The organism is Microcoleus sp. PH2017_12_PCY_D_A, assembly GCF_020738565.1.
Lineage (GTDB): Bacteria > Cyanobacteriota > Cyanobacteriia > Cyanobacteriales > Microcoleaceae > Microcoleus.
Genome location: NZ_JAEQCI010000048.1, coordinates 25,788 through 42,908, shown reverse-complemented (window position 1 = coordinate 42,908; position 17,121 = coordinate 25,788). Strand labels below are relative to the sequence as shown.

General features: G+C 44.2%; 7 protein-coding genes and 1 CRISPR repeat array. Of the genes, 3 read left to right on the top strand and 4 right to left on the bottom strand.

Going from position 1 to position 17,121, the window contains the following annotated elements; translation table 11 throughout:
* Positions 1-121 precede the first annotated feature (121 nt).
* Positions 122-1,345, top strand: coding sequence for a transposase (locus tag JGK39_RS15680; protein WP_293254027.1), 1,224 nt, complete (start codon positions 122-124; stop codon positions 1,343-1,345).
* A 34-nt stretch (positions 1,346-1,379) separates the two neighbouring features.
* Here the strand turns inward: JGK39_RS15680 and JGK39_RS15675 are convergent, their stop codons facing one another.
* Positions 1,380-1,853, bottom strand: coding sequence for a hypothetical protein (locus tag JGK39_RS15675; protein WP_293254024.1), 474 nt, complete (start codon positions 1,851-1,853; stop codon positions 1,380-1,382).
* 17 nt (positions 1,854-1,870) lie between these two features.
* On the bottom strand, positions 1,871-2,173 hold the full coding sequence (locus JGK39_RS15670) for a hypothetical protein (RefSeq protein WP_293308624.1): 303 nt from the start codon (positions 2,171-2,173) through the stop codon (positions 1,871-1,873).
* 57 nt (positions 2,174-2,230) lie between these two features.
* On the opposite strand from JGK39_RS15670, the gene JGK39_RS15665 reads away from it, so the two are divergent.
* Positions 2,231-2,446: a hypothetical protein gene (locus JGK39_RS15665; protein WP_293254018.1), complete on the top strand. Its 216-nt coding sequence runs from the start codon at positions 2,231-2,233 to the stop codon at positions 2,444-2,446.
* A gap of 192 nt (positions 2,447-2,638) precedes the next feature.
* Here the strand turns inward: JGK39_RS15665 and JGK39_RS15660 are convergent, their stop codons facing one another.
* Positions 2,639-3,301 carry a hypothetical protein gene (locus JGK39_RS15660; protein WP_293302616.1) on the bottom strand — a complete coding sequence of 221 codons (663 nt, stop codon included), beginning with the start codon at positions 3,299-3,301 and terminating at the stop codon, positions 2,639-2,641.
* A gap of 230 nt (positions 3,302-3,531) precedes the next feature.
* Positions 3,532-6,861 carry an NACHT domain-containing protein gene (locus tag JGK39_RS15655; protein ID WP_293322270.1) on the bottom strand — a complete coding sequence of 1,110 codons (3,330 nt, stop codon included), beginning with the start codon at positions 6,859-6,861 and terminating at the stop codon, positions 3,532-3,534.
* Between the two features lie 867 nt (positions 6,862-7,728).
* Between JGK39_RS15655 and cas1 the strand changes: the two genes are divergently transcribed.
* Entirely contained in the window at positions 7,729-9,756 is a 2,028-nt protein-coding gene (cas1, locus tag JGK39_RS15650; protein WP_293254009.1) for a CRISPR-associated endonuclease Cas1, read from the top strand.
* A gap of 221 nt (positions 9,757-9,977) precedes the next feature.
* Positions 9,978-16,660: direct repeats of the CRISPR family, unit length 35 nt; unit sequence CTTTAGGCTTCTTCGGAAGTCGAATTAATGGAAAC.
* Positions 16,661-17,121 lie beyond the last annotated feature (461 nt).

The window sequence follows — 17,121 nt, the reverse complement described above, 5'->3', positions numbered from 1 at the left end:
GGCGTCTTGCGTCAGAGGAATATGCCTTTGGAATCATTATAATTTTTTGACCTGCCATGTTGACGCTCGCAGGAAGTCGTATATAATACAAAGCACAATACATTTACTCATGTCGAGTCAAATGCAGCTCGTAGAAAAACACGTAATTAACAAACAACATAGATTTTGGAAGGAATGCGATTATTTGGCATTACAATCTAAACATCTATACAACTCTGCTAACTACGTTCAGCGCCAATACTTTTTTGAAACCAATAAGTATTACAACTCCATCAATATTTATCACCAGACTAAGAACTTAGAAGCTTATAGGTATCTACCAACAAAAGTTAGCAAACAGATTGTTCGGAGAGTTGCTGAGGCTTGGAAGGGATGGTTGACCGCACTCAAAGATTGGTCAAAACACCCTGAAAAATATCAGGGCAAACCGAAAATACCAGGATACAAGCATAAAGAGTATGGTAGGAATGTTGTCATTTATCCGATAGATGCAATATCAAAACCTGCTTTGACGATCGGGAATGTTAAACTGTCTCAGACTAATATAGAGTTGGCTACTCAAGCTAAAAATGTAGACCAAGTAAGGATTGTGCCAAAGCTTGACCATTATGTTATTGAAGTTGTTTACACAGTTAATGACATACCCTTATCCCACGGGAAATATGTGGCTGGTGTAGACCTTGGTTTAAATAATTTGATGGCTATAACATCCAATCATCCCGGCATCAAGCCGCTGTTGATTAATGGTAAACCATTGAAAAGTATTAATCAATTCTTCAATAAACGGGTAGCAGCATCACAATCAATCGAAGCTAGCAGACAGATTAAATCACTAAATAGTAAGCGCAACAGAAGAATTGACAACTATCTTCACACGGCAAGTCGTCGTGTAATTGATTGGTGTCAGTTGAACGATATTGGTCAGTTAATTATCGGCAAAAACCCCGGATGGAAACAGTCAATCAATATTGGTAAAAAAAACAATCAAGCATTTACCAATATTCCCCATGCCAAGCTGATTAGTTTGTTGACCTATAAAGCACAATTGGTAGGGATTGTTGTTACATTAACTGAGGAAAGTTACACATCGAAAGCGAGTGCTTTAGATGGTGATAATTTGCCGAGGTATAACAAAAAGACAGAGGTCAAGCCTGTTTTTAGCGGTAAACGCGTTCAGCGTGGTTTATATAGAGCCTCAACTGGCAAAACAATCAATGCTGATACTAATGGCAGCATAAATATAGCGAGAAAAGTAATTCCCGACTTCATAAAGGGAATAGAGGGATTGCCGTTTATTCCTGTAGTTTTAGGACTGTGGACTAAAATTACCAACGTAGATATCTAACATTGACTATTTTTGGGTAGCTTTGTCAAGGTTCTTACGAGCGGTTGTCGTTTTCAGACAGAAACTTTTTGACGAGTTCGATCCCACCTCTACAAAAAACGGCGATGACGGGGGTTCCCCAACCGCTCATTTTTTCGACGAGGTGGCATTCTGTATCCCTCAACTGCCGCCAAATACGGGCGATCGCCATTGCGTCTTTAGTTTGTTTGTTTGTATCGGGAAAATGGTACTGGAGCCAGTCTGACCACTTCAATCGAGCTTTTTTGACTTTTTCTTTGAGTACAAGCAGTTTGTCCCCAAACTCGAACAGGGCAACGCTGACGGTGCGGTAGCTAGTGCGGATTTCGGAGGTTTGCTTTTCTAGTTGAACTATGGTTTCGGGACTGGTGGAACTGGAGTAGGGGTATTTTTTGAGGCTTTTGGGGATGTCCGTGGAAGAGAACGCACCTCTGTCAAGAGTTGGGACGGTTTCCACATCGACGCTGGTGTCCGGGGATGAGTGAAACATGATAGATTGTCCTTAACTTATTTAATGTGAGCTGGTCTTAGCGGGCCAGCTTTTTTGTTTTGGGAGCCAGTGGAGCTGATTGTGAGCTTGTACTGCTGGCTTTGATTGTGAGCCTGTACTGCTGGCCTGTACTGCTGGCTTTGATTGTGAGCCTGTACTGCTGGCTTTGATTGTGAGCCTGTACTGCTGGCTTTGATTGTGAGCCTGTACTGCTGGCTTTGATTTCGAGCTTGTACTGTTGGCTTTGATTTCGAGCTTGTACTGTTGGCTTTGATTTCGAGCGGTTTGTTACAGTAACTTACTGCTATATAGTGTAACAAACTGTTTTTCGCTTTGCAAGCGGTAAGATGACAGGAGTTGTATAGATTGATATAAAAGTGCCAAGCCGAAGAAAGGCAGACGTAATTACTGCCTACCTGGATAAGGAAGTCAAGCAAGTGTTGGAAGTATGGGCCCAGAGCGAGCAGCGTTCCCTGAGTTCTCTGGTGGCTTATTTATTGACCAAGGCGGCTTCGTCGTACCAGACTGAACACCCACAAAGTAGCGATCGCACGATTAATCCAGAAGGGAAACATGAAGAATCGCACGATTAATCCAGAAGGGAAACATGAAGAATCGCACGATTAATCCAGAAGGGAAACATGAAGAATCGCACGATTAATCCAGAAGGAAAACTCGATTGGCGATCGCTTTCAAAGAAAGTTTAGTCAACTTGTCCGAACGATTGGATTCTATTTAATTTAAGCATGGTATCTTTTTATTAAATGATGAAACAACTTGTATTCTCAAGCTTCCCGATCGCGAATAATGCGACTTTTGACCTCATTGGGAATTCTACCATCGTTTAAAATCTCATCTAGCAGCGGTGAATTCTTGCCGCAGTCGTTCGCAACAGCCACAGCCACAGCGCACTGATTCGGTACTGGCATCAGGGAATCGCCAACAATCAAATCTTCCCTGACAATAGCAGCTAAAAACTCGGAGTCAAATTTAGCAATTTTAGTCAGCAATCCTGTGACAACTAATTTATCTACTTTGCGGCTGATGTCTACAATTCGCAGTAAGGTGCGAGTGCAAGTACCAATCTGGGGCATCAATTCTTTCTGTTCTAAAAGAGCTATTTGATTGAAAGCAATCAGCGCTGAAGCTGCTCCCATACTGATAACATCTCGATCTGAACTTTTAACAATTCTGCGAGTTAGCTCAAAGGTGGCTTCTGCTAAATCGGGGTCAATTGTTTTTATGCCTGAAGGATGATTCCAAAGGGCAGTGTCTATTAATTTGTACAAAAATTGCACTATTTCGGCAGCCGAATCGTTTTCTAAAGTTTCAAAAACAGCGATAATTTCTGAGGTTGCAACTACTTGCGAGTTGACTTTTTCAATGAAAGATTTTAAACAGTTTTGGCGCACCCCAACGAGGGGAGACTTTGCTAAAATTAGCAGCAATTGCTGTAACTGTATCGGTTTTTTTTGTTCGGCGAGGGCGAGTATGGCTGTGGAGGCATTGAGGGCTACATCTCGCGAGGAATCTAAACATAGTTTTGCGAGTTCAGAAATAGATAACGAGTAGGGAGACGGTATTGCCTTGTCATTGCTGGAATCCGCTGACGTTAATGTCTTGTCATTGCTGGAATCCGCTGACGTTAATGTCTTGTCATTGCTGGAATCCGCTGACGTTAATGTNNNNACGTTAATGTCTTGTCATTGCTGGAATCCGCTGACGTTAATGTCTTGTCATTGCTGGAATCCGCTGACGTTAATGTCTTGTCATTGCTGGAATCCGCTGTATTTTCTGCTTGTTGGCGGTACAATTTGACTAGGGCCGCTCGCACTTCTTTTGAATCAGCATTTTTTTGTAAGTAAGGTTCGAGTCGAGGAGGAACATTATTGAGTTTTTTGAGGATTTGAGTTGTTTGTGAGGCTGGCAGCGTGGGAAGTAATTGTTCTAGGATTTCTGCCAAAAGCTGCTGTATCGATAGGTTATTAGCAAGGGCATCTATCGCACGAATGAATTCTACAGGAGCTCGCTCTATCGCCGGGACAATCCACTGAACCAAAGCTAATTGCAGTTCGGTGCTGAGGGGATGCAAACCATTACCATAAATTGCTAGTTCTCTGAATACTAAAGTAATAGTTGATGCTCGATTCGCTGGGATAGTTTCTATGGAAATTTTTAGTAAACTAGCAGCAACTAAATCAGTCGCACCACTGTGAATCGCTGATGTAATAGCAGCGAGATTGCGCCCTGTCAAATCCCCCATATCGCTTGGCAAACTATCGCTGAATGTACTCTTTAAAATTGCTTCTAGCAAGGGTGTATCTGATGCGGCAGCGCGACCGACAGCAGCGGCGGAAACCGCAGTCCAGTATTTGCCTAGTGGGGCGCGGAGTGCATCTTGCCAAGTGGTTCCGAAGAGGGTGTCGCCCGCAGCCAAAAAGTTTGGTAGTAGGCTGCTGAGAAGTTTTGTGGTGTTTTCTTGTTCTTTGAATTGTTCGGAAATTGGTTGAGAGATAATTGTTAGCAGAAATTCTCGCTGTACTGTTGCCGGAATGCCCGGAGTTAGGTAAAGTTCAATGACAGTAGAACGAACGTTGCCGCCAAAGTAAAAGTAATATTTTTTTAGGCTTTCTAAAATTTTTAAGTCAATCTTATCTGTCCGTTTGTTTGCATAATTCTCACAAAAAACACCGATAAATTTACCCCAAATCTGATAGCGTTCTTGTCGTAGTTTATTTTCGGTTATTTGAGACTGTTGGTTATTTTCAGTTGTTTGAGACTGTCGTTTATTTTCGGTTGTTTGAGACTGTCGTTTATTTTCGGTTATTTGCGGCTGTCGTTTATTTTCGGTTATTTGCGGCTGTTGGTTATTTTCAGTTGTTTGAGACTGTCGTTTATTTTCGGTTATTTGCGGCTGTCGGTTATTTTCGGTTATTTGAGACTGTTGGTTATTTTCAGTTGTTTGAGACTGTCGTTTATTTTCGGTTATTTGAGACTGTTGGTTATTTTCAGTTGTTTGAGACTGTCGTTTATTTTCGGTTATTTGAGACTGTTGGTTATTTTCGGTTATTTGAGACTGTCGGTTGGCGATGGCTGCTAGGGCTCGATCGAACTGAGAAATTTCACCGGGTAATTCGAGATTTGCCGGCCCGGCTGCGGGGACTCGCGCTAGCAATTCGGCCGCTGTTTCGGCTGCTTTATTAATTAGTTCCGGGCCGACTCTTCCCAGCAGTTGCACTGCGAGTTCTAAAACAGTGTCTCTGTGGCGCTGTGGTGCTCCTCTAGCGGCTGCTAGCAGGGTTTCTTGGAAGCTGTAGTCTCTGATAAGGGCGATCGCCAGCAGGGACAGCAACACGGCTGAGGATTCGGGTTCGGTGCGGGAAACACTGGCAAAGGTGACAGCGCGAAAAGGTAAAATTTTGGTTGTATCTAATTCATCAGAAATTTGGTTGAATTCTGGTAGACTTAAGAGGGTTAAAAGTTGGCGAAATATCGACCAAATATAATATCTGGAATCAGCTATTTTAGCAGCAATTAAATCATATTTTAGTTGGTTTTTAGCTCCTTCGCCTGTTTCGCTAGTATTCATCCAGCGGGCAACTGTATATTCTAAAAATGTCTGGTGGAAAAATCCCGCGCGCTTTCCTCCTAAATCTTTAAAAATTCCGTCGCTTTTGAGTGAATTGTAAGCAGAAAATTCTGTTTCGCTAAGTTCTAAATCGCCCTCGTAAACAAAGTCACGCAATCTATCCCCAGAGTTTTCATACATTAGTCGTGCTAATTTCAGGCACAGTTTTTGTTTGGCGAGGCTGAGGTGTTCGGACTGCCAGTTATGGCGGACTTTGGCAATTTTCCAATCCCAATATTTTTCGTATAACTGGCTGACTGTTAAATCTTCGGGGACTGTTTCTTCAGCAGCAAACAAGTCGCAAAGTAAAGCTAGCAGCAAGGGATGGCAGACAATTTCTTGCAGGGATACGCTGTCGGCGGAAAGGGCAATAATTTGGTTGGCAAAAGATTGCTGGCTGGCTAAGGTGTTGAAACCGGGTTGGGTTTTAATGAATTCTTGGGCTGCGGTTCTGACTTCTTCGGTGGTGAAGGGGGTTATTTTACAGTTATCGCTGACGCTTTCTCGGAATCCGGCAAAGCTTTCGTGGTAGGGTTCAAAAAAGTTGCTGTAGTCGGTATCGCGGCAGGTGAAGGCGACTGTTGTGCCGATTTCTAAGAGTTGGGACAAAATGCCCCGCAACACCGTAACTAAAGGTTTTGTCAGTACGATGTCTAGAGTGTCAATCAGCAGAATGCCGCGATTTTGTTGGGTTGTTAATTGTCGGGCAACTTCCACAATTGATTGTCGCTTGCCACTGATTTTTTCACCGAGTTCTAGGGCAAATGTTTCAGCGGATTCGATTAAATCGTCGCACCGGGCTAAGGCTAACCAGCCACTGTCCGATTGGGTTTGTTCGGCGTGCAGTTTATCGTAAATGCTGCCGAGAATGGTGCTTTTGCCGTATCCGGCGGCGCCTAAAATTGGGACGATGCGGCGTTTGTTTTCAAGGGTTCCGGCGCGAATTTCTTTCAAGCATTTGGACAGCAGGGTTTCGCGGGGAATGGGGGGGAGAATGTAGGGATTGAGGGCTGCCCTGGCGCGGGCGGCGCTGCGTTCTGTTGCTGCAAATAGTTCGTCGCTGGGTGGGAGGTTGTAGCTGGTTGTTGATATTGTTTCTGATATTAAATTGGCGATACTTTCATCGGATACAGCGGAAGTTATTGTATCGGATTCTGTTTTTAGACCAACTATCTCTTGCCAGTCTAGTTCTAGGGTATCGCAAATATCCATGAAAATCGATCGAGAAATCGCCTTGCCGGTAAAAAATCCGTTGATGGTTGACCAAGCTGCAATTAGCAGTTCAACGGCAAGTGCCTTCTGGGTCAAATGTTTGCGTTCCAAAGCTCTTTTGGCGAGTTCGATTCCTTTGGGTGTGGCTTGGAGAGTGCGGTTTGACATAGGAGGTGTGAAGTTTTGTGGGGGTGGGTTCACCAACAATCTGTGCCTGCGATCGATTATACAATAAATCTGCCCCTTTAACGAAAAATTGCGATCGCCCCTGCATCCTATTACATCATTCCAGGTATTGTAGGGGCGGGTTCGCCAACAATATTTGGCTCAAACCCACAATCTCATAAACCCGCCCCCACCCAACGAAAAATCCCAATCTACCCTAGATTTTGTTAGAGAATTCCAGGTATTGTAGGGGCGGGTTCGCCAACAATATTTGTCTCAAACCCACAATCTCATAAACCCGCCCCCACCCAACGAAAAATCCCAATCTACCCTAGATTTTGTTAGAGAATTCACGATAAAGAAACATCTCGATTGCCCCTGTATTTATTGGATTATGCCAAATAAGAAAAAATTGCGATCGCCCTTAAATTCTGTTACATAATGTCAGGTATTGTATTTTTTTTTCCGATACGGGGTTAATTCGTGGGGTCGGGCGGGTTTATTTAACTTGTTTGTTACCTGAAAAGTCCTTGGCGAACCCGCCCCTACAGGTTGTTGGTAATGAAAAATCTCGATAAGATTAATATTTTAAAATATCAATGTTTCAAAATATCAATATTTCAAAAAATTAATCTTGCTTCACTTCTTCAGTCCTCTTTTAGAGGACTTTCGCTTTGAGACAGGGGTTTAAACCCCTGTCGGACTGTGGAACAATCGACAATCGGACGGTGGGACAATCAAATAATTTTAATGAGTCAAATACCAACTCATACACGAACTCATACAAGTTTCCCCATTACTCGAATCCGAACTCAAATACTCCACTGCCAGAATCGAAGTTGTAAGGTTAAAAACCCAATCTGGAGGGACATGGAATTTACACCAGAACCCCTGCACAGCGCATGGCACCAAGTCCGCAAAGGCAGTCGCAGCCCCGGAATTGACGGCATCACCCTTGATTTGTTCGCAGGTGTAGCCCAACACCAACTAGAAATCTTGCTGCGACAGTTGCAGCAAGAATCGTATTTTCCCCGCCCCGCCAAAGGCTTTTACCTGCCCAAGGCCAGCGGCGGCAAGCGTTTGATTGGCATTCCGACTGTTCGGGACAGAGTTGTGCAGCGCTTTTTGCTGGGCGAACTGTATTGGCCGCTGGAGGATGTTTTTCTCGATTGCAGCTACGCTTACCGTCCCGGTAGGGGAATTCAGGTGGCTGTCAAACACCTCTATTCCTATTATCGATTCGGGAATGCTTGGGTTGTCAAGGCCGATATTGAGAAGTTTTTTGACAATCTTTGTTGGCCGCTGCTATTGGCTGATTTGGAAAAGTTGCAATTGGAACCGATTTTGCGGCAGTTAATCGAACAGCAGCTTGCATCGGGAATTGTTGTTAAAGGTCAGTCTTTTTATCCGCAACAGGGAGTTTTGCAAGGGGCGATTCTTTCCGGTGCCTTGGCTAATTTGTACTTGAATGAGTTTGACCGACTTTGTTTGAGTCGCGGTTTTAATTTGGTGCGGTTTGGCGATGATTTTGCTATTGCTTGTGCGGATTCTATTCAAGCAAATCGCTGTTTGGAACAGATTAGTGTTTGGCTGGGGAGTTTGTATTTGAAGCTTCAGCCGGAAAAGACGCGGATTTTTGCGCCGGATGAGGAGTTTATTTTTCTCGGCTACCTGTTTCGCGATGGAGAGGTTTTTGCACCGGAACCTCCAGAAATTCCTTTGGATAAACGGCGGGTTCTGCGGCCTTCGGGAACAGCAGTTTCTCGCCCGACAACTCGCAAAGTACCCGTGTTTTCTGGGAAGCCTTTGGCTTGCAGTATTTCTGTGAAGCGGATTATTTTGCCGCGCGCTAATTCGGAACATTTTTGGAGGGAACCTATGAGTACGTTGTATGTTACGGATCAGGGGGCTTATCTCAGCGTTCGCAACCAGCAGTTTCAGGTGTATTCTCAGCAGGAACTGCGGATCAAAGTTCCTGTGAGTCGGGTGAGTCACATTATTTTGTTTGGTTGCTGCAATGTGTCTCACGGGGCGGTGGCTTGCGCGCTGCACCGGCGGATTCCGATTTTCTATTTGTCGCAGCGGGGGCGATATTTTGGGCGGTTGCAATATGACGGGCGGGCCAAGGTGGAATATTTGACAAAGCAGGTGATTTGTTCGATGAATCCTGAGTTTGTGCGGCTGCAAGCGGAGGCTATTGTGCGGGCAAAGTTGCACAATTCGCGGATTCTGCTGATGCGGTTGAACCGCTATCGCAAGTCGAAGGATGCGGGGGAAAAGTCGGTTTTGCAGGCGGTGGAAATGCTGGAAATGTTGATGGATAGTTTGCCTTTGGCTGAGTCGATGGATGCGCTGCGGGGTTATGAGGGGAAGGCGGCTACTGTTTATTTTCAAGCTTTGGGTTCTTTGTTTTCGGGCCCCTTTGTGTTTGAAGTTCGCACGAAGCGCCCTCCTACGGATCCGATTAATAGTTTGATGAGTTTGGGTTACACTTTGTTGAGTCAGAATGTGAGTTCGTTTGTGGAGGCTGTGGGGTTGCACTCGCATTTTGGCAATCTTCACGTTCCCCGGGACAATCACCCGGCTTTGGTTTCGGATTTGATGGAGGAGTTTCGGGCTCAGGTTGTGGATTCTTTGGTAACTTATTTGGTGAATAAGAAAATTTTTGTTTTTGAGGATTTTACGCCACCCGACGAAGGGGGCGGGGTGTTTCTTCAGCCTCATGCTTTGAAGAAGTTTCTCAAACATTGGGATGAAAAGTTATTGTCGGAGACGACTCATCCGCATACAGGTTATAAGGTGGCGTACCGCCGATGCTTGGAGTTGCAGGTGCGGGAGTATGTTTCGGCTTTGATGGGGGAAGTGGAGGTGTATCGCCCGATGCTCTGGGATAAATAGAATAGGGTTGACTCACAACCATGAGAGATTTTCGTGGGATAGGCAAAACGCTGAAACCCGCATTCTGTGGTTCTATCCCACGAATTGCTCTCCTGGTATGGCTTTGAAGTCTCTGATTGTGGCGCTTTTTGGCAAGATGTCGGCTTGGATAGAGGGTTTAACTTGCATCCCACGAAAAAGTGCTGTAGGCTTAGCTCAGGGCAAGGCTTTTAGGGGCTAGCCTTTAGGCTTCTTCGGAAGTCGAATTAATGGAAACATCCCTCGGCGGGGCCTTTGTCCAGCGGCGGACGCTGCTTTAGGCTTCTTCGGAAGTCGAATTAATGGAAACATGCAGAGACCTGTAGGTTACCGCCTCTTTCAACCCTTTAGGCTTCTTCGGAAGTCGAATTAATGGAAACGCCTCTGGAGCGTCTCTGCCTGGAACCGGGGGTTCCCACTTTAGGCTTCTTCGGAAGTCGAATTAATGGAAACGAGCTGTAGACCCTCCCGTCAACTGTCGCCAAGCGCTTTAGGCTTCTTCGGAAGTCGAATTAATGGAAACGTGGAAATGAAAGTGCCATCAGGGTTGGATGAGGTCTTTAGGCTTCTTCGGAAGTCGAATTAATGGAAACTTTTTTGCCAGGCGTTGTTGGTTTATCTTTTAACTGCTTTAGGCTTCTTCGGAAGTCGAATTAATGGAAACAGTTACCAAGACAGGGGTAGCACCTTCACGAACAACTTTAGGCTTCTTCGGAAGTCGAATTAATGGAAACCTTCTTGGGCTGTTTCCCCTTCTTTTGCCACCACCTTTAGGCTTCTTCGGAAGTCGAATTAATGGAAACGGTGTATCATCACCAGAATGAGAATCTCCGTCCTCTAGTGCTTTAGGCTTCTTCGGAAGTCGAATTAATGGAAACTTTTGATTAAGTCAACTCTGATACATCAGCAATTCTTACTTTAGGCTTCTTCGGAAGTCGAATTAATGGAAACCCTAAAGTAGCTACTGCAGTGATTGCGGTTGCAACTTCTTTAGGCTTCTTCGGAAGTCGAATTAATGGAAACATGATGGTCCTGGTACCGTTGCAGGTACTGCATCTGCTTTAGGCTTCTTCGGAAGTCGAATTAATGGAAACCTTTCTGGTACTGTATCTTTTTCGACAAAACGAGTTCTTTAGGCTTCTTCGGAAGTCGAATTAATGGAAACTTTCTTGTCTTCGTCTTTTATTCCGACGACATCCACGGCTTTAGGCTTCTTCGGAAGTCGAATTAATGGAAACGCCGGAAGCTCGGGGTCGGCCAAGTTGACATGCAAGGGCACTTTAGGCTTCTTCGGAAGTCGAATTAATGGAAACTCACACCACCAAGTGGAGTCTCCGAAGGAATTCAACTTTAGGCTTCTTCGGAAGTCGAATTAATGGAAACTTTTCCTCCCGGAAGAGTAACATCTACTGAAATATCTTTAGGCTTCTTCGGAAGTCGAATTAATGGAAACTTGAATAGACGAGGCTTGTGCAGGAGTCACCACAGAGTTCTTTAGGCTTCTTCGGAAGTCGAATTAATGGAAACTTCGTAAACTCGGCAGGAATTAGGTTCAATTTTACCTAAACTTTAGGCTTCTTCGGAAGTCGAATTAATGGAAACATTGTCACAGATATTTTGCCGTTTTGTTGTAGAACAAGTTCTTTAGGCTTCTTCGGAAGTCGAATTAATGGAAACTTTTCTGTAATAATGAAAGGAACATTATGCTGCTGGCTTTAGGCTTCTTCGGAAGTCGAATTAATGGAAACGTCCGGGTCTTCATCCCGGGGGGGAGGCGGGGGTGGCACCGCTTTAGGCTTCTTCGGAAGTCGAATTAATGGAAACGTTTGCCATTTGTTCAATGGACTTGAAGGCGAGCACTTTAGGCTTCTTCGGAAGTCGAATTAATGGAAACTTGTCAAGTGGTACTTCACACCCACTTTGATCCAGAGCTTTAGGCTTCTTCGGAAGTCGAATTAATGGAAACCTACGGTTACGCTATTTCCGCTAGAGTTAGCGTTTGCCCTTTAGGCTTCTTCGGAAGTCGAATTAATGGAAACTAGACCCTGTTACGGTATCTTCACCGTCTTTTTTTGTCGCTTTAGGCTTCTTCGGAAGTCGAATTAATGGAAACATGGACTGGAAAGCAAGTGTTGGGTCGATTTTATCCCTTTAGGCTTCTTCGGAAGTCGAATTAATGGAAACTCGACTGCGAAGGTAAAAAACACTCCAAAACCAAAAAACTTTAGGCTTCTTCGGAAGTCGAATTAATGGAAACGTTCGGGCGATAGCTCCGAAACTTTTCGAGGCAAACTTTAGGCTTCTTCGGAAGTCGAATTAATGGAAACCATCTTCAACCACGGATACTCTTATTGTAGGATATCCGGATTCTTTAGGCTTCTTCGGAAGTCGAATTAATGGAAACCCCACAGCGGGGAGGTGAAATTGGCTACAATTTTATCTTTAGGCTTCTTCGGAAGTCGAATTAATGGAAACAGTCAGGAAACCAACTAAACCCAAGAGAACAGCCGCCTTTAGGCTTCTTCGGAAGTCGAATTAATGGAAACAGTTGCTAGACGGGAGGTATCTCCTCCACATTCCCTGCTTTAGGCTTCTTCGGAAGTCGAATTAATGGAAACGAGGTGTGCATGGCCGTCCCGCGGAGGGGATGCACTCTTTAGGCTTCTTCGGAAGTCGAATTAATGGAAACAAGACTTCCACCCGCATCCACGGTAATGTACCCACCTCTTTAGGCTTCTTCGGAAGTCGAATTAATGGAAACATCACATACATCGTCTGAACCGCTGCACCGAGCACCTTTAGGCTTCTTCGGAAGTCGAATTAATGGAAACACTTGAACTGCGACTCCGGGGTCGCGACAGGTTTCCCCGCTCTTTAGGCTTCTTCGGAAGTCGAATTAATGGAAACGTTCTCGCCTTTTAAAGTCTGAAGGGCGAAAAGCTTTAGGCTTCTTCGGAAGTCGAATTAATGGAAACTTTTTTTATCCGTGCATGGGGCGGGGTTTCGTCCCCCCTCTTTAGGCTTCTTCGGAAGTCGAATTAATGGAAACTTTCCAAAACTATCAAAACTATCCAAGGATTTTCGTTTCTTTAGGCTTCTTCGGAAGTCGAATTAATGGAAACCGCTGGGGTTCTTTTCCAGCAATGGCTATCAACTGCAGCTTTAGGCTTCTTCGGAAGTCGAATTAATGGAAACCAAAACACTATAATTGGGAAGATCCGTTCAATAGATCTTCTTTAGGCTTCTTCGGAAGTCGAATTAATGGAAACTAACAACAATTAGCCAGAACGCCGAAATGGGTCCAAAACTTTAGGCTTCTTCGGAAGTCGAATTAATGGAAACTCAGGATCCACCACTTCACGGGCTTCCAGATCCTCGTCTTTAGGCTTCTTCGGAAGTCGAATTAATGGAAACTAGATCAGGATAATGTCGTTGGTCTGCGGGGAATCTCCAAAACTTTAGGCTTCTTCGGAAGTCGAATTAATGGAAACGTTGGTTGAGTTAGTTGGCGGTGGCAGTCATGTTACCTTTAGGCTTCTTCGGAAGTCGAATTAATGGAAACAAGAAAAGATTAGATCAAGGTGATGTCCGAGATGGATCTTTAGGCTTCTTCGGAAGTCGAATTAATGGAAACCGTCAAGCATGCTTCAACCACCGCACCCATTGGGGTGGCTTTAGGCTTCTTCGGAAGTCGAATTAATGGAAACATTGGAAAACGGTAGCTCGAGTTGCTCCAAATTGACTTTAGGCTTCTTCGGAAGTCGAATTAATGGAAACTTGGAACTCCCACCAATTAGGGTATCATCGCCTTTGCCTCCCTTTAGGCTTCTTCGGAAGTCGAATTAATGGAAACTTGGTGCTTGTTGAGCAGAGGCAGAGGCACTGCCACCTTTAGGCTTCTTCGGAAGTCGAATTAATGGAAACTTGGACTGTGAAGCTACCACTATCGTTACCTGAAACCCTTTAGGCTTCTTCGGAAGTCGAATTAATGGAAACATTACCATTTCTCGTAATGGACGCGGTAATTCGTGTGCTTTAGGCTTCTTCGGAAGTCGAATTAATGGAAACCGGAAACTTTCAAATCTCCGTTAATGAGCAAAGACTTTAGGCTTCTTCGGAAGTCGAATTAATGGAAACTTTCATAAATCCTTTTATCAACCCTTTCACAAAAGGGCTTTAGGCTTCTTCGGAAGTCGAATTAATGGAAACTTTGGGTCAATTTTATCTCCTAAAATATAAGAGACAGTGGAGCTTTAGGCTTCTTCGGAAGTCGAATTAATGGAAACACGAATTGGGTTTGTTTCCCCCTCCAATTAGGGTATCGCTTTAGGCTTCTTCGGAAGTCGAATTAATGGAAACTGTAAACTCCGCGATAGTGAAAGTTTCCCGTACTGTAGTCTTTAGGCTTCTTCGGAAGTCGAATTAATGGAAACAATCCGTATGCATTGGAGACGCAGTCCCCTTTCCCTGAGCTTTAGGCTTCTTCGGAAGTCGAATTAATGGAAACCGGATTTCATTTCCGGTAATCTGTAGTTCTCCACGGCTTTAGGCTTCTTCGGAAGTCGAATTAATGGAAACAATCCTGAAGGAGAGATCCTTACGGATACAGGGAAGAAAGCTTTAGGCTTCTTCGGAAGTCGAATTAATGGAAACATGTTTAGTGGGGTGGGTAGTTGGTCCTGGTCCAGCTTTAGGCTTCTTCGGAAGTCGAATTAATGGAAACATAAATGGCAATCCGATTTGCTCCAGTAATTGCAAGCTTTAGGCTTCTTCGGAAGTCGAATTAATGGAAACGCTGTGAGGATTTGCTCTATGCTACTAGACTGTGCAGGACTTTAGGCTTCTTCGGAAGTCGAATTAATGGAAACGAGTTTCCTTTCCCCGAGGTGCATCCCGGGATTACTACTTTAGGCTTCTTCGGAAGTCGAATTAATGGAAACGGGTGGCACCGGTGGTGCCTCTGGAGCGTCTCTGCCTGGCTTTAGGCTTCTTCGGAAGTCGAATTAATGGAAACGTAATGGTTGCTATCAACTCACCCGAGCTGGCATCCACAACGACTTTAGGCTTCTTCGGAAGTCGAATTAATGGAAACATGACTAGGAAATCAGCCCCGGCATTTCCATTTAGAAAATCTTTAGGCTTCTTCGGAAGTCGAATTAATGGAAACTTCTGAGTCCTCTTTCCCGTCGTCTAGTGTGACACGACTTTAGGCTTCTTCGGAAGTCGAATTAATGGAAACAGTTGGAGCTGGGTCGTGTTTTGGTATATTTCTATACCACTTTAGGCTTCTTCGGAAGTCGAATTAATGGAAACACACGGTGGCGGGTTGCGACCGTCTTCAGCGGGTCTTTAGGCTTCTTCGGAAGTCGAATTAATGGAAACATTGCCTGGCTTAGATTTTCATAAACCGCACCACTCCTTTAGGCTTCTTCGGAAGTCGAATTAATGGAAACCATTAACAGTGATGTTGCCCTCATTTGCAATAAGGCTTTAGGCTTCTTCGGAAGTCGAATTAATGGAAACTTTGGCTGCCAAAACCATCCAAATTTTGCGAAGAAAGACTTTAGGCTTCTTCGGAAGTCGAATTAATGGAAACTGAGCTTGTGTTGGCCCAAAGACACTTAGACCTGCCAAGCTTTAGGCTTCTTCGGAAGTCGAATTAATGGAAACACTTACCCAAAACCAAATCGCTGAAATTTGAATGGAGCTTTAGGCTTCTTCGGAAGTCGAATTAATGGAAACTCGCAGCTGGAGTTGGAGTCGCAGCTGGAGTTGGAGCTTTAGGCTTCTTCGGAAGTCGAATTAATGGAAACTCCATAATTGGAGATCTTAATGAAGCTACAAAATTTGCTTTAGGCTTCTTCGGAAGTCGAATTAATGGAAACCAACAACTCGCCGTAGAGTCGTCCGTACAGGGTGAACTTTAGGCTTCTTCGGAAGTCGAATTAATGGAAACCAGCGGGGTCGCCGTAGGGTATCAGAGTAACATTCATCTTTAGGCTTCTTCGGAAGTCGAATTAATGGAAACGTTCCGGGAGAGGATCTTCTTCTATGGTGGCTTCTAACTTTAGGCTTCTTCGGAAGTCGAATTAATGGAAACAGGGATTGAAGAAGATTGGGCAGGAGTGATAGCTTTAGGCTTCTTCGGAAGTCGAATTAATGGAAACTTCTAAGTCATCTTCATCATCACCAACAAACAAATCTTTAGGCTTCTTCGGAAGTCGAATTAATGGAAACTTGAAGAATCTGTCGAATCTTCAGGATCGATATCATCTTTAGGCTTCTTCGGAAGTCGAATTAATGGAAACGATGGGTACTCCGCGAGAGGACAGCCCTCAACTCCGTCCGCCTTTAGGCTTCTTCGGAAGTCGAATTAATGGAAACCCTTTCTGCTTCTTCGATTTTTTCGGAAATCCCAATCTTTAGGCTTCTTCGGAAGTCGAATTAATGGAAACCTGGTATTACATGAAATCCCCAGTAGTAAACAAGTAAATCTTTAGGCTTCTTCGGAAGTCGAATTAATGGAAACTCTTTAGAGTATTTTGGATTCTATATATTTCTCGTGCTTTAGGCTTCTTCGGAAGTCGAATTAATGGAAACACCTGTACCGCTTTGACCTGGTGACCCGACGCATTGTGGCTTTAGGCTTCTTCGGAAGTCGAATTAATGGAAACACCTTTTGAATCTAAAGGTTGTACTTTCACATGCCAGACTTTAGGCTTCTTCGGAAGTCGAATTAATGGAAACAGGTGATCCAATTAAGGTCGAGGTTCCACCCCAACTTTAGGCTTCTTCGGAAGTCGAATTAATGGAAACAATGATCTTCTTATTGAACGCTTCAGTAAGTGTGGCTTTAGGCTTCTTCGGAAGTCGAATTAATGGAAACAAGAAATCCCTAGATATTTTTTAATATCTAGGGATTTGATTTGATAAATATTAGGAATAGAAAGGCGATGCTGCTAAATATTGCCATTTATTTGTAACCAAAAAATCTCGCATTCACCCACAAGTCCGCCGGGGAATTAATTCCCCGTCTCATAGCAAAAGTCGGTTTTTAACCGACTGGGAAACCTCAATTAAATCATCGTTAATATTAGTCCTCTTTGAGAGGACTTTCGCTATGAGACAGGGGTTTTTAACCCCGGTTGGACTCTGGGAATCACCCAAAATCTTTCGCCGTCAAAAGTCTTTGCATTACCCACAAGTCCGCCGGGGAATCAATTCCCCGTCTCATAGCGAAAGTCGGTTAAAAACCGACTGGGAAACCTCAATTAAATCATCATCAATATCAGTCCTCTTTGAGAGGACTTTCGCTATGAGACAGGGGTTTTTAACCCCGGTTGGACT